At 46.3% G+C, this 13,772-nt stretch carries 15 protein-coding genes; 2 read left to right on the top strand and 13 right to left on the bottom strand.

Annotated features, from left to right (window positions below; all coding sequences use genetic code 11):
- Positions 1-24 precede the first annotated feature (24 nt).
- The 13 genes from AZ46_RS10570 to AZ46_RS10630 all read right to left on the bottom strand — a co-directional run bounded on the left by AZ46_RS10570 (position 25) and on the right by AZ46_RS10630 (position 12,648).
- Positions 25-1,047 (bottom strand): rod shape-determining protein, encoded by a 1,023-nt coding sequence (locus AZ46_RS10570; protein ID WP_029279367.1) that lies wholly within the window; start codon positions 1,045-1,047, stop codon positions 25-27.
- 113 nt (positions 1,048-1,160) lie between these two features.
- Complete coding sequence (gene radC, locus AZ46_RS10575) at positions 1,161-1,844, bottom strand: RadC family protein (RefSeq protein WP_029279365.1); 684 nt, start codon at positions 1,842-1,844, stop codon at positions 1,161-1,163.
- A 36-nt stretch (positions 1,845-1,880) separates the two neighbouring features.
- On the bottom strand, positions 1,881-2,450 hold the full coding sequence (locus AZ46_RS10580) for a Maf family protein (protein ID WP_029279363.1): 570 nt from the start codon (positions 2,448-2,450) through the stop codon (positions 1,881-1,883).
- Between the two features lie 159 nt (positions 2,451-2,609).
- Complete coding sequence (locus AZ46_RS10585; protein WP_029279361.1) at positions 2,610-3,632, bottom strand: SPOR domain-containing protein; 1,023 nt, start codon at positions 3,630-3,632, stop codon at positions 2,610-2,612.
- Positions 3,633-3,749: 117 nt separating this feature from the next.
- On the bottom strand, positions 3,750-4,577 hold the full coding sequence (locus tag AZ46_RS10590; RefSeq protein ID WP_035319196.1) for a hypothetical protein: 828 nt from the start codon (positions 4,575-4,577) through the stop codon (positions 3,750-3,752).
- Entirely contained in the window at positions 4,558-5,175 is a 618-nt protein-coding gene (locus AZ46_RS10595; protein ID WP_051865417.1) for a PilN domain-containing protein, read from the bottom strand. The genes AZ46_RS10590 and AZ46_RS10595 overlap by 20 nt, the downstream gene beginning before the upstream one ends.
- On the bottom strand, positions 5,176-6,147 hold the full coding sequence (gene pilM, locus AZ46_RS10600; protein WP_029279354.1) for a type IV pilus biogenesis protein PilM: 972 nt from the start codon (positions 6,145-6,147) through the stop codon (positions 5,176-5,178).
- Between the two features lie 16 nt (positions 6,148-6,163).
- Entirely contained in the window at positions 6,164-6,916 is a 753-nt protein-coding gene (locus AZ46_RS10605; protein WP_029279352.1) for a prepilin peptidase, read from the bottom strand.
- 2 nt (positions 6,917-6,918) lie between these two features.
- Positions 6,919-7,323 carry a type IV pilin protein gene (locus tag AZ46_RS10610; protein WP_035319198.1) on the bottom strand — a complete coding sequence of 135 codons (405 nt, stop codon included), beginning with the start codon at positions 7,321-7,323 and terminating at the stop codon, positions 6,919-6,921.
- Positions 7,324-7,429: 106 nt separating this feature from the next.
- On the bottom strand, positions 7,430-8,635 hold the full coding sequence (locus tag AZ46_RS10615; RefSeq protein WP_029279348.1) for a type II secretion system F family protein: 1,206 nt from the start codon (positions 8,633-8,635) through the stop codon (positions 7,430-7,432).
- The gene (locus AZ46_RS10620) at positions 8,635-9,675 is read right to left on the bottom strand and encodes a type IV pilus twitching motility protein PilT (RefSeq protein WP_029279346.1); all 1,041 of its coding nucleotides are present in this window, start codon (positions 9,673-9,675) and stop codon (positions 8,635-8,637) included. The genes AZ46_RS10615 and AZ46_RS10620 overlap by 1 nt, the downstream gene beginning before the upstream one ends.
- 5 nt (positions 9,676-9,680) lie before the next feature.
- Entirely contained in the window at positions 9,681-11,336 is a 1,656-nt protein-coding gene (locus AZ46_RS10625; protein WP_035319313.1) for a GspE/PulE family protein, read from the bottom strand.
- A gap of 4 nt (positions 11,337-11,340) precedes the next feature.
- Positions 11,341-12,648, bottom strand: a complete 1,308-nt coding sequence (locus tag AZ46_RS10630) for a VanW family protein (RefSeq protein ID WP_029279344.1) — start codon at positions 12,646-12,648, stop codon at positions 11,341-11,343.
- Between the two features lie 184 nt (positions 12,649-12,832).
- Here AZ46_RS10630 and AZ46_RS10635 point away from each other — a divergent pair, with 184 nt between their 5' ends.
- Positions 12,833-13,264 (top strand): type IV pilus modification PilV family protein, encoded by a 432-nt coding sequence (locus AZ46_RS10635; protein ID WP_035319200.1) that lies wholly within the window; start codon positions 12,833-12,835, stop codon positions 13,262-13,264.
- Entirely contained in the window at positions 13,261-13,770 is a 510-nt protein-coding gene (locus AZ46_RS10640; protein ID WP_029279342.1) for a prepilin-type N-terminal cleavage/methylation domain-containing protein, read from the top strand. Before AZ46_RS10635 ends, AZ46_RS10640 begins: the two co-directional genes overlap by 4 nt.
- The last annotated feature ends 2 nt before the right edge of the window (positions 13,771-13,772 follow it).

The following is a 13,772-nucleotide window of genomic DNA, read 5'->3' on the forward strand; positions in this document are numbered from 1 at the left end:
ACGAACCTTCAGAAGGCACGTGTATTATCTGCTGTCTTTTGCTTTTGTTTTGAAAAGATGAATATGCTCAAGAGCTTTGCCGGTGCCGACTGCTACACAGTCAAGAGGATTCTCGGCAATGAGGACAGGCATGTTCGTTTCTTCACTAATCACTTTATCAATATTGCGAAGCAAAGCGCCGCCGCCAGTAAGGACGATGCCGCGGTCCATAATGTCCGCTGCAAGCTCAGGCGGAGTCTTTTCAAGTGTATTTTTAACAGAATCGACAATTGAATTAACCGTATCGCGAAGAGCCTCCGCAATTTCTTTCGCCGTAATTTCAATTGTTTTCGGTAGACCTGTCAGAAGATCGCGGCCGCGGATGTCCATGTTCTCAACGCCCTCAGGAGATCCTGCTGAACCGATTTCCATTTTGATGGATTCAGACGTACGGTCACCGATCATTAAATTGTACGTTTTGCGGATGTAGTTGACGATCGCATCATCCATTTCATCGCCTGCTACGCGGATTGACTGCGACGTTACAATCCCGCCAAGAGAGATGATGGCTACTTCAGTCGTACCGCCACCAATATCAACAACCATGCTTCCAGTCGGTTCCCAGACAGGAAGATTTGCACCGATCGCAGCTGCAAACGGCTCTTCTATCGTATAAGCATCACGTGCACCAGCCTGTCTGGTTGCATCGATCACTGCACGTTCTTCTACTGCTGTAATGCCGGAAGGAACACAGACCATAACGTAAGGCTTGCTTGAGAAAATGCCTTTTCCTTTTGTTGCTTGTTTTATGTAATACTTCATCATTGCTGCCGTTGTTTCATAGTCGGCGATAACCCCGTCTTTCATCGGGCGGAGCGCCACTACATTGCCGGGTGTACGTCCGATCATATTTTTCGCGTCGTTTCCTACTGCCACGATCGACTTCGTGTCCGTCTGCATCGCAACCACAGAAGGCTCGCGCACAACAATTCCTTTTCCTTTAACAAATACCAGTGTATTGGCCGTACCCAAATCTATACCAAGGTCTCTTGTCCCAATTCCAAACATTACATGTATCTCCCTTTCTAAAAACCGAATTACTTATTTTAAAAGCAGTCAAATGCGACGGCGAAAAAAACTCATAAACATTATTATAGCGTAATTACACAAAAATAAAAGTGTTACAAATATCCTTTTTCTTTTAAACTCACATATTTTTGCTCGCCAATAATAAGATGGTCCAAAAGCTCTATCCCTATCATTTTACCACACTCTGTTAATCTTTTAGTAACTTCAATATCTTCTCTGCTCGGGGAAGGGTCGCCTGACGGGTGGTTATGGATGCAGATAATTGAAGCGGCAGAACGTTTCAGCGCTTCTTTAAATACTTCGCGGGGATGAACAATGGAGGCATTCAGGCTTCCGATAAAAACGGTTTGTTTATGAAGCACCTGATTTTTCGTATTTAAATAGAGACAGACAAAATGCTCCTGTGACAAAAAGCGCATTTCTTCCATTACATAATTGGCGCCGTCCTGAGGAGATTTAATGACATATCTGTCTTCATAGGCAAGACGGTTGATCCGTCTGCCGAGCTCAAGCGCTGCCAGAACCTGAACGGCCTTTGCCTCTCCAATTCCGGAAATGCTCGTCAGCTCGGCGACTGATGCTTCTTTTAAAAACCTCAAGCCTTCAAAGTGGTTGAGCAGACGGTTGGCAAGCTGCAGAACAGACTCTTTTTTTGAACCTGTCCGAAGCAGGATGGCCAGCAGCTCATGGTTGGCAAGACTTTCAGGACCGTCATGAATCAGCCTTTCACGCGGCCTGTCTTCCAGCGGGAAATCATGGATTTTCAGCACTTCCAATCTGTTTCTCCTCCTGAGTCCCTCTCTGCCTTTCTCTTAACGGATGTAGCCCGCTTTTTTAAGCTCTCTCGCTGTCCTCGACAAAGGAAGTCCTACGACAGAAAAATAATCGCCGCGGATTTCTTTTACAAACAGCGATCCAAGACCCTGTATGCCGTAGGATCCTGCCTTGTCCATCGGCTCTCCGGACAGCACATACTCTTCAATGTCTTCATCTGTGAGCGGCCAGAATGTCACATCTGTCTGCTCGTAAAAAACGATTTTCTTCTCTTGATGCAAAATGGCAACACCTGTGAGCACCTGATGTGTCCTGCCTGAAAGCTTGGCAAGCGTTGTTTTTGCATCCTCTTCATCTGCAGGTTTCCCTAGAATTTCGCCGCCGTACACAACTACTGTATCCGATCCAAGAACAACGGAGTCTCTGAAGCGCTCTGCAACGGCAGCGGCCTTCTGCTTAGCGAGCGACATGACAATGTCAGAGGGCGAAAGCGCCGGGTCCACTTTCTCTTCCACATCACTGACAACAACTGTAAACTGGATGCTGACTTTTTCAAGAAGCTCTTTTCTGCGCGGAGATCCTGACGCTAAAATAAGATGATGTTCCATTCTTCAACATCCTTTCATTCGGTTTAAAGGGAGATACACTCGTATCTTAGCAAACACAGGCAGGATGCACAAACGGCCAAAATGGAATTTTGCACGGAAAACAGCAGCTTTTTCTGCAATAAAAAAAGCATCTCTTTTCATCGAGATGCCCCGGGAAATTTAATTTAGCGAAACGAGCAGGTCCATCAGCTTCTGCTGGGCGGCCCATCCTGTCTTTTCATCCGCGCCTTTCGAAAGCATTGACGACACATCCGTTAACTCTTTTTTCATCGAAACAAGACTTTCATCCTTCGGTTTAAGCTTTCCAAGCTCTGTGAGAACAGCTTCAGATTTCGATGTTACCTCTTTGCTGTTCCCTTCCACTGCGGCAGATGACAGGGTAACAAGTGTTTTGAAATGGCCGATGAATGCCGACGCATCTTCATTTGATTTCACAGAGAAGTCAGCTGTTTTTCCGCTCCATGTATCAATGGAGCTGGATTTATAGACATTGCTCAGCCCATCTGCCTCCTGTTTTTCATTGCCGACTCCCCCGTAAACGAAGTAGGAGCCGTCTTCCTCAACTGCTGCAGCGGGAAATCCTTTGGCTTTTAAGTCGGCAGCCGTGGCATCGGCACCCTCTTTAGAAGAGAACTTTCCGATTTGTGCGAAATAAAGCTGCATCGTTTGCTCTGCAGCTCCGGCGCCTGTGCCCGGTGCCTCAGGAGCCGCCGCCACGTCCTCAGCCTGTCCTGCACCTGTCTGAAGAGCGGCAGGCAGATCCTCATCTGACATGAAATTCAGGGCAAGAAATCCGAAGCTTACGCCAAGCACAATCGCAAGCACAATGGTGATGGCATATTGCTTAAAAGGATAGGCACTTAGATGAACCTTCTTCCCTGTACTGAAATATGGAGAATGCTTTGATTTTGAGGATACCTTTTTAACGGCGACAACCTTGGGATCATCCTGGAAAACCTCCCCGTCATCCTCCGGGAGAACCCATGTGAACTCATCCTCTTTTTCAGCATCGGACGCGGCGGCCTCCTGTTCAGCCATCGCTTTCTCATTCCAGCTCGTTACAGGAATGTCAGGCTTTTCTGCCTCCTCCCCTTTCTTTCCTTTCTTCCGGCTGTTCTTGTCTTTCCAATTCCGTTCCTCCCCGTTGATCTTCACCTTCATTGCATGTGCACGCTTGTCCACCTCTACACCGCCTATCTGTACGATTCAAGTATTTGGTATTCATGCTAGCACAGCAAAAATAAAAAAGAACAAGACATTTGTCGTCTTGTTCAGAAAGGTTTTCGTCAAATACCCGCTCTATTCGCCATCTTCTTCCTTTACAAGCGAAGGATTAAGAGGATTGAGCTTGCCCACCGGCTCCGGGGCTGCCACTTTTGGAGTCTCATCCTTAAGGTCCTGAAGGGTATCCATATAAAAGGCAGAGACCTGCAGCGAATACTTAAGCGGCTCCGCTTCCTGATCAAGCGAAGTCAGCTCTTTCACCCCGTTGAATGTCAGCAGATCCACTTTCGCGACGCGCTGCTGATTTTCTAGCTCCGAGATAAACGCCTCCATATCAAAATAGCGGCTGGACGTCACTTCAAGGGAAATGAGGATTCGCTTTAGTCCCTCAGGTGCTGCAGGCAGCCCAGCGCTCTCCTGAGCACTTACAGGCTGTGCAGGCGGTGCGTCCGCTGATTCTGACGGCACCTCTGCAGTTCCAGATTGATCCGCAGGAGCCTCTGAGCTTTCAGCCCCGTCAGCCGGAGCTTCACTTGGGACAGCTTCCGGTTCGGCCGGCGGCAGGAATGCATCTTCGCTTTCAGCGAATGTGACGCTTTCTATTTTACTGTTTGAAACCGTTTCAGCCTTTTCAAGATCCAGCACAAGCTGTTCCACCATCGGGGAAACCGGGACTTTTCGCTGTAATTCTACAGAATGAACAGGCGCCTTTGTTTCTGTCGAAGGATTTTCACCTAACGTTCCGATTTGGGTCAAATACATGTCCCTTGAATTCTCAAGCGAGCTGATTTCTGCCTTAACAGGCTTTATAAAGAGGTGGTACGAACCGAAATAGAGCAAACCGAGAGTGAAGGCTGCTGCAAGCAGGAGGAAAAAATGTTTTTTATGAAGATGAATCGTCATCAGTTTGTTCCCCGCTCTCTGCTTGTAAATAATCCGGATTCAATGTAAGAATATACTGCGCTTCCGACCGAGGGAGCCCGCCTGATTCTTCTCCCTCAGGAGCCTCTGTCCCCTCTTCTTTGACAGCGGTGATGCTGATTAAATCGGCTTTGGTGAAGTAGGCAGATTCTTTTAATCTTGCAAGATAGTACGCTGCCTCTCGGTTTGTGTCAAATTGAACGGAAAGCGTCAGCTCTCCAGCATCATTATAGGAGAAGGTTTTAAAGAACCCCCGTTCAGGAAGCTTGCCTGCGAGTTCTTTCACAACCGGAACAGAATCGAGCGATACGCCGTCAGCGTATTCAACAGCGCTTTGAAGAGAGGAAACCGAAGAGCTTGTATTGCTTTTTGTTCCTTTTTCAGCTGCGAGCCGCTCATACTCTGATTGGAGTGCCCCAGCCTGACTCTTCAGCTCTGCTTTTTCTCCATTGGCAGAAGTCAGCTGAATGATAAAAAGCCCCGCAAAAATAACGGCGATAAAAGCAAGAAGAATATAAAGCGTGGCATTGGCCACATTCCTGGGATCTTTTTTCGGCAGCAAATTAATATCAGCCAGCATTTAACGCACCTCTTTTAATGCCAGACCGGCAGTCAGATAAAACGAAGCAGGCAGCGGAGTTTTATTCAACGTTTCAGCTTGCGCATTCTTTAATGAATCAACAGGATAGTCATACCGTTCAGCCAGAAGCCGCTCTGCTTCATGGAGCAGCGGGTGATCTCCCGTCAGGATGAAGGATGAAACTTCATCATTCCCCTGATTCAGTGAAAATCTGTAGAAATTGAGGACATGGTCGATTTCTTTCATAATTTCGTTTGCCTGAAACCGAAATTCTTCAACTGTCATGGTCCCGCTCATGCTGTCCAATTCACGGACATTCTTCTCAACCTCTATGTTCCGCATAAATACAGGCTGCTCCTGCTGAAAGATGCTCAGGTTTACACCTGACAGATCATACTGGATAAGCATGACAGAGGCTGCATAATCCACTTTTGGTTTTTGATTCAAATAAAAACGGTACTGACAAAGGGGAGAGATATCGGCGGCATCCGGTTTCAGGCCCGCAGTGTCAAACAGGTCGGAATAGCTCCTGACAAGCTCTTCACTCGACGCAAACAGCAGCAGATGAAGCTCCTTGTCCGTCCGGCCTGTCACGATATAATCAAAAACAGCCTCATCAAAAGGCAGATGGATCGACGAACCGATTTCCACATAGAGATGTCCGCGAATCTCATCATCAATTAAATCGCCGGGTACGTTCACCTTCCGGATCACTACATGGGAATCAGGAACTGTGAATCGGACTTTCCTGCCCTTAATACCCCACTCTCTCACACACTCATCCAGTATGAGTGAAAGAGTGTCAAAATCCTGGATGACCCCTCCGCGGATGAGCCCTTCAGGAAGCGGGCGCTCTTCGCACATTCCCATCATCAATGGTTCTGCCTGCTTTAGTTCTGCGTAGCGAATGGCATCATCTTTAATCGTAAAATTTCCTGTCTTTTTGCTGAAACGAAATCCGGAAAGCCCCAATATGCTCCCTCCTTTCCTAATAACCGATCAAACGAATATACCAGTCTATTAAATGTTCCCCAAAAAAGTAGGCTGCAAGAGTCCCCGCCATGATGGCAGGTCCGAACGGTATCGGCTCCTTCCGCTTTGCTTTTCCAAGAAGCATCGCTATCCCTCCGGAAAGCGAGCCGGCGAGACATGAGAGAAAGAAGGCAAGCAGAACAAGCTTCCATCCAAGAGCAAGTCCAAGAACGCCAAAAAGCTTGATATCCCCGCCGCCCATTCCTTTGCCCCTCGTCACGAAAGCAATCGCATAAAGCAGCGAAAATCCGGCTGCAGCGCCTGCAAGCGGATCCCACCAAGGCGAAAGCGGAATTAAGATTCTTTCAAAAGCCAATAGTCCGCCGAAAAACAGCAGCACTTTATCAGGGATCACCATGTATTTCACATCAGACACAAAAATAATCATAAACATCGAAATAAGCGTCAGCGCAACAGCCAGTTCCCCTGTCCACCCCAAAAGCAAAGCCGCCGCTGCAAAAAGCAGCGCCGTCATTCCTTCCACAAACGGATACAGCGGAGAGATGAGGGCTTTGCATTTTTTGCACTTACCGCCCTGTAAAACATAAGAAACAACAGGAATAAGCTCGCCTGCTGTTAATGTATGTCCGCACCCCGGACACGCGGAACGGGGTGCGACTATGGATTGTTTCATTGGAACACGGAGGCCGACTACGTTGTAGAAGGAGCCTAGTAGGAGGCCGTAGATAATTATTATGATTAAAGTCATGCTTATGGTGTAGATGTTTTACTACGCAAATTCGATTCAGTTGTATATGTTTTAGTAATATTATTTTTTGTTACAGTGATATTTGTATAAGTATATTTACCATTTGCAACGTTCATCGTAATACTGTAATTCCCCACTCCATCTAAGTATTCATTCAGTGCGGTGTTTGGATTGGTACCATTATTAGAAAAAGTAGCATTAGCTGTAGGGCTATTACTTGATACGTATAGCTTTGCTGCTTCAAGAACTGATACAGCTTCAGCATGAACAGCATCTTCTTTTGAATTTTTAATCACATTACCAATACTCGGCACAGCAATAGCCGCAATAATCCCCAAAATAACAACAACAGCAAGCAATTCAATGAGTGTTAATCCCCGTTCGTTCTTAAGCATTTTTTTAAACATGTCTCTTTCTCCTCATCTAGTAATTTAGAAGTATAGGTCTTTGTGTTTAGTCTATCGTCATTATAGCATATAAAATTGGATTTTACTGCTAATTTTTTCTCGAAAATTAATTTATTTTGTTGAAAATATCAAACATAGGAACTAGGATGGAAGTCACTACCACACCGACAATTCCTGCAAGAAAGACAATCATCAGCGGCTCGATCAGGGACTTCAGTCTGTCTGTAGCCTGCTCGACTTCATCTTCGTAAAAATCCGCAACTTTCGAGAGCATTTCATCGAGTGATCCCGTCTCCTCCCCAATCGCAATCATCTGTGTAACGAGCGGCGGAAACACCCAGTGATCTCTCATTGGCTCTGTAAGAGAATGCCCTTTTTCAAGTGCATTTCTCGACTCTTTCAGTACCCGGCTGATGACTTCATTTTCAACGATGCTTTCTACTATGGAAATCGCCTGCAGGATTGGAACAGAGCTCGAAAAAAGCGAGCTGAGTGTTCTCGTCATTCTGGCGAGCGCCGCCTTCTGCAGCATTTTTCCAAATATCGGCATTCTCAAGGCAGCCGCATCCAGATAATACTTTGTTGAAGGCTGCGATTTCATGGCTGCAATCCCCGCGATAATCAGCAGGATAAAGATGATTACAAGCCACCAAAACGACTGCATCCATTCACTTGCACCAAGCACAAACTTCGTGATGAGGGGAAGCTCGGCTCCGAAGTCCTGGAACATATCCACAAACGTCGGCACAACGGCCACTAAAAGAAAAATGACGACCGCTATGGCAACAATCCCGACAACGGCCGGATAGGCAAGAGCGGAAATGATTTTCTGCTTTGTTTTATGCTGCTTTTCATAGTGCAGCGCCAGCCTGTCGAGCGTTTCATCCATATTCCCTGCAGCTTCTCCGGCTTTAACCATGTTCGTAAACATATTGGAGAAGATTTTCTTATGCTTTGCCGCTGCGGCAGACAGCGGATTTCCAGACCTGAGCTCTTCTTCTACGTCAAATAGCGCTTTTCCGAGTGCTTTGCTTTCTGTTTGTCTGGCAAGAATATTTGTCGCATCAACAACAGATATACCTGCCTTCAGCAGCGTGGAAAATTGTCGCAGATAAATGACAAAATCCTGCAGCTTAACAGGATTGCCTATGCTGATTTCTTTTGTCAGCAGGGTTTCCTGAAGCTCTTCAATTTTTGTAATTCTTAGGCCTTTTTCCTGCAGTTTCACTATGACGTCACGTTTTGAAGTGCCGGCGATCACGCCGCTTGTCTGACCCGCTTTTCCCCGGCCTTCATATTTGAACCGCGCCATTACCGTATTGTCTCCTGCAAGAAGGGGTCTGCCATTTCCCTCAAGATTACGCCTGATTGAACAAGTTCTCTTATTGACCCTTCAAGCGTCATCATTCCCTGATCACGGCTTGTCTGCAAAATGTTATGAATCTGGTGGATTTTCTCATTTCGAATCAAATTCGCAATGGCAGGGTTGTTCACTAAAATTTCCGTGGCCGCTCTTCTTCCTCTGAAGTCCGAAGTCTGAAAAAGGCGCTGAGACAGAATGCCGGTCAGCACGGATGCAAGCTGAATCCTTACCTGCGCCTGCTGGTTAGGAGGAAAAACATCTATGATTCTGTCAATCGTTGAAGGCGCACTGGATGTGTGCAGCGTCCCAAGGACCAGATGCCCTGTTTCAGCAGCGGTAATCGCTGTATGAACCGTCTCCAAATCTCTCATTTCCCCGACCAGTATGACATCCGGGTCCTGCCTGAGCGCCGCCCTTAATCCGTTGGCAAAGTTCAGCGTATCAAATCCCACTTCCCGCTGATCAATGATGCACGAGCCATGCTTATGAAGATATTCAATCGGATCTTCTAGAGTAATAATGTGCTTTCTCGCCGACTGGTTCATATGATGGATCATTGCTGCAAGGGTGGTCGATTTGCCGCTGCCTGTCGGGCCTGTCACTAAAATAAGCCCCTGAGGTTTATGGGACAGTGATTTCAGGACTTCCGGAAGATGCAGGTCCTCAAGTGTCGGGATGGACGTTGGAATAATCCGGATGGCAAGCGCAGTACAAGAACGCTGCTTATAGGCGTTCACTCTGAATCTCGAAACGCCGGATATGCCGTATGAGAAATCCAGTTCCCCTTTTTCCTGAAACTTTTCCCACATCGCCTGGGGAAGGATGGATTTCGCCATTTCTTCCGTATCCTCTGGCAGCAGAGCGACACCGCTATAGCTTCTCAACTCACCGTTGATTCTCAGCATAGGCGCTATCCCTACGGTAAGGTGAATATCTGATGCCTTTAGTTCAAAGGCATCTCTCATAATTCCTTCAAGTTTCATTTTCATCATCATCACTCCGATAGGGCGACGCGCAGTATTTCTTCCGTCGTCGTCAATCCCTGCTTTACTTTCAGCAATCCGTCGTCTATCAGGAAAAGCGTTTTATTTTTAATGGCAAGCTCACGTATTCCCGAGAAGGATTCGCCATTCATAATCACTTTTTTCATATCATCTGTGACAACAAGCAGTTCATGGATTGCAAGGCGGCCTTTGTACCCTGTCATATTGCATGTTCCGCAGCCTCTTCCCCGTACAATGGATTCAACTGTCAAGCCCCGCTTGGCGAAAATCTCCTTTTCCCGGACAGTTGGCTGAACGGTTTCCGCGCAATCGCGGCATACTTTTCTGACAAGCCTCTGGGCGACGACTCCGGAAAGAGAAGTAGCAACGAGAAACGGCTCTACGCCCATATCAATCAGACGGGTGATTGTACCGACCGAATCATTTGTATGGAGAGTACTGAGTACAAGGTGACCTGTCAAAGACGCACGTATGGCAACTTCAGCGGTTTCTTTATCTCTTATTTCTCCGACCATGATGATGTTCGGGTCCTGTCTCAAAATGGATCTTAGCCCTTTTGCAAACGTCATGCCGACAGTCTGGTTGACCTGGATCTGATTGATTCCTTCAAGCTGGTACTCGACCGGATCCTCAATGGTGATGATGTTAACATCCTCAGAGTTCAATTTGTTCAAAGCCGCATACAGCGTCGAAGATTTCCCTGAACCGGTCGGGCCGGTAATCAGCACAATTCCCGACGGCCGTTCAATCAGCTGCGAGAATCGCTCAAGATTTCTTGGATGGAAGCCGAGCTGCGTCATGTCATTTAACGCACTGCTGAGATCGAGCACCCTGAGAACAATTTTTTCCCCGTAAATGGTGGGCAAGGTGGCGACACGCAGATCAATCGGATGAAAATCAAGCGTCAGTTTAATTCTTCCGTCCTGGGGAACCCGCTGCTCCGTTATATCGAGGTTGGACATAATTTTGATCCGGGCGGTAAGAACGCTCTGCATGTGTTTCGGAAGAACACGCTCCGTTTTCAGGACGCCGTCTATTCTGTAGCGAACAGCAATCTTTGTTTCCTGCGGATCGATATGAATATCGCTTGCCCGCTGCTGGACGGCATTTTGAAGCAGCTGATTGACAAGCCTGACAATCGGCGAGTCCGCTTCAGTTGCTTTCTCATCCTGCACCGTCTCCTGAGGCATCCCGATCAGCTGGTCAATGTCTTCTTCCATATCAAAATACTTTGTGATCGTTCTTAATATATCGTCCTTTGTGGCAATCGCCGGTTCTACCTGAAAGCCTGTGGAAAGTCTGAGATCTTCAATTGCGTAGTAATCCATCGGATCCGCCATTGCGACATACAGCTTGTCCCCCTCTTTTTTCAGGGGAATCATGTAATTGCGTTTAGCCGTTTCCTTTGGAATCAAGGTGAAAAGCTTCGTATCAAAGGGATATCTGAACAGGCTCACATGCGGAATGCCCAGCTGAAATTCAAGCACTTCAATCAGCTGCTGCTCCGTTATATAGCCTCTCTGAAGGAGCGCATCCCCAAGCTTCTGCCGCTCACTTTTCTCTTTTAACGTGACCTTCAGCTGTTCATCCGTTATCAGGCCTGTTTCCACAAGAAGATCTCCAAGCCTTTTTCGCGTCTGCTTCAAAGTGTTATTCATCTCCTTTTTCAACTGCAGGTTCTTCCCACAGCTCCTGATCACTGCCGGTTTTAGGACTGTTCTCAGGAAGGTTTTCTAGTGCAGGGTTCTCCGCATTGGCCGGAGCTTCAGTTTGACCGGATTCAACGCCCGGCTGAACTCCTTCACCTGGAGCAGCCGGAACGGACTCCTGCTGTTCTTTCTTGAGCGGCTTCACTTCCACTCTGTGAACAGGTGCATAATAGTCATCAGAGATCAGGGTGCTTGAAAGAAGCTTTCCTTCACGGTTCAATTCATTTCTGTAGACCGCAGCTGACTGACCGTTTCTGCCTTCTTCTATGACTCTCGTTGTATTGTCATTAAGAGCCGAGTCGTATTGGATGATTTTTTTCGGCTTGTAGCTTTTCTCATTTTCCATCGTCAAACTGTACGTGTTTTCAAATGCGGCACCTTCAATGCTGATGGTTAAAGAAGCGCCGTCCTGAGCAAGCTTCAGCTCGTATGCAGCATCGTTGGGATTGTAGAAAACAAGGTCCCGTTTTCCTTTCGCAAATGCCGCTTCTTTCCCGAGTTCTGCATAAGACGGTAGCTCCGCACTAATGTGCCGCTCAAGAATTTCAAAGTTGATCAGCAGAATGGTCTGATAGATTCCGGTGGCCAGCTGGCTCAGAGCGTCATCCTCCATCTCAAGGGCAACCTCTTCCACATAAGCTTCTAACGAGAACGATCCGAAGGGTGCAATTTCTATAACAGCAGGCTGCTCTAAAACAGCTGAGCCGGCAGGAATCACCGTACCTGCAAGCAGCGTTTTTGGCAGCTTTTCTTTCACAAGGTAGTCTTCAATAGACAGGGTGAAGATCCCCTCCGTTAATTCGGACGCTGCAAGCTCAATTTCTGATGCAAGTGCTTTTTGATCAACAGCCGGTAATATTTCCGGACTAAGCTCGTTTTCCAGAAAAACGCCAAGAGCTTCTGCATCAACAGCGGCAATCAGCTTGTTCGTTTTATTTTCAAGTGAAAGCTCTGCCGTTTTCTTCACATCAAATGTGACAAAGTTGGAATCAAGACCAAGCTCCCGGTCTGCCTGGAGAAAATAAAAGCTGTTTTCTTTCCATACGGCAACTCCCTGATTCAGCTTCTCTTCCGCTTCTTCCAGCGTTAAACCCGCTAATACAATTCCGCCGACCTCCACACCTTCAGGAACCGTCTTTACATTAAAAAGCGCCCCATACGCTTTCACACCGAAAAAAGAAAATCCAAAGAGAATAAAAACACATCCGAACAAAACAAGTAACACTTTTCCTTTTGATGATGTACCCACTTCATGCCCCCCCTTTTGTCACAATACGCTTTCTACTAGTTAAATAAACCTAAGTCATTCGAATTATTATTTTCCAAATACTAGACAAAAATCGACTAGTTTTATTGTATAATAGCTCTATTCAGATGGAAAGAAAGATTTTCCTTCAAATCCATAAATTATAATAGAAAGTACGGGGATGCCTATGAAAAAGGCTTTACAAAAGGAACAGGGGTTCACACTGATTGAAGTTTTAGCCTCCATCGTCATTTTGACCATCATGTTTTCTGTATTAAGCAGTTTTTTCGTGAATAGTGCTTCTTACTCAAATTCTTTCGACAAAAACATTACATCCCAGCAGTTAAGCAAAAGTCTTCTCGAGGCCTATCAGGCGGAAGGATTTATTGAAGCAAAAAGAAAAATAAACACAGGAGAGAATCTTGCCCCTGATGTCATAAAGCAGAAACTCGCGCTTCATGAAGATGCTTTTTCTCTGAACGGATATTCTGCCAATGTCTCCTTCAGAGAACCGTCTCAGGCAAATTTGCGAGGAAAGCTTGTAGAGATTTCTGTCACAGTGACAAACCGTGACGGGATATCCTCCTCTTCAACACTCGAGGGGTATGTGCGCAAATGAAGAAACTTCATTTAAATCAAAAGGGAATAACACTGATCGAGCTGCTTTTGGTGCTTGTCCTCTCATCTATCATTCTCACAATGAGCACGGGATTTTTACTATCTATGATGAAAGCAGGGGAATCTACGCTTTCTAAAACCAATCTCAGAAATGAGGCGGTCCTGATTATTGACTCTTTAAATAAGGCGCTTGAGAACGCGGATGAGTTTGGACTTGGAGATATAAAAGGACAAGAGCTTACAAAAGTTACTCCCATTAAAATCACTAAAAGGGTCAATGCTTCAAATGTATTGGAAGAAACAAGAATGCCTATTCCGGTCATTTTTTCAGGCGGAAATTTAAGCATTGACGGAAAACCCGTCAACAATGAAAACATTTCTTTAGAAGGCAGCCATTTTTTTATTGCAGAGGATTCCTCGCAATTGATCTGCAAGCTTGTCCTGAAAGAAAAAAACACAGATTCAAAACCGTATGAAATCCTGAAAGTATATAACCTGGCAGATTGAGG

It is taken from the genome of Metabacillus indicus LMG 22858 (assembly GCF_000708755.2).
Lineage (GTDB): Bacteria > Bacillota > Bacilli > Bacillales > Bacillaceae > Bacillus_P > Bacillus_P indicus.

Coding starts and splice junctions, on each gene's coding strand:
- AZ46_RS10570 (WP_029279367.1), bottom strand. CDS start 1,047: ATGTTTGGAATTGGGACAAGAGACCTTGGTATAGATTTGGGTACGGCC.
- AZ46_RS10580 (WP_029279363.1), bottom strand. CDS start 2,450: ATGGAACATCATCTTATTTTAGCGTCAGGATCTCCGCGCAGAAAAGAG.
- AZ46_RS10590 (WP_035319196.1), bottom strand. CDS start 4,577: ATGACGATTCATCTTCATAAAAAACATTTTTTCCTCCTGCTTGCAGCA.
- AZ46_RS10595 (WP_051865417.1), bottom strand. CDS start 5,175: ATGCTGGCTGATATTAATTTGCTGCCGAAAAAAGATCCCAGGAATGTG.
- AZ46_RS10605 (WP_029279352.1), bottom strand. CDS start 6,916: ATGACTTTAATCATAATAATTATCTACGGCCTCCTACTAGGCTCCTTC.
- AZ46_RS10610 (WP_035319198.1), bottom strand. CDS start 7,323: ATGTTTAAAAAAATGCTTAAGAACGAACGGGGATTAACACTCATTGAA.
- AZ46_RS10615 (WP_029279348.1), bottom strand. CDS start 8,635: ATGGCGCGGTTCAAATATGAAGGCCGGGGAAAAGCGGGTCAGACAAGC.
- AZ46_RS10620 (WP_029279346.1), bottom strand. CDS start 9,675: ATGAAAATGAAACTTGAAGGAATTATGAGAGATGCCTTTGAACTAAAG.
- AZ46_RS10635 (WP_035319200.1), top strand. CDS start 12,833: ATGAAAAAGGCTTTACAAAAGGAACAGGGGTTCACACTGATTGAAGTT.
- AZ46_RS10640 (WP_029279342.1), top strand. CDS start 13,261: ATGAAGAAACTTCATTTAAATCAAAAGGGAATAACACTGATCGAGCTG.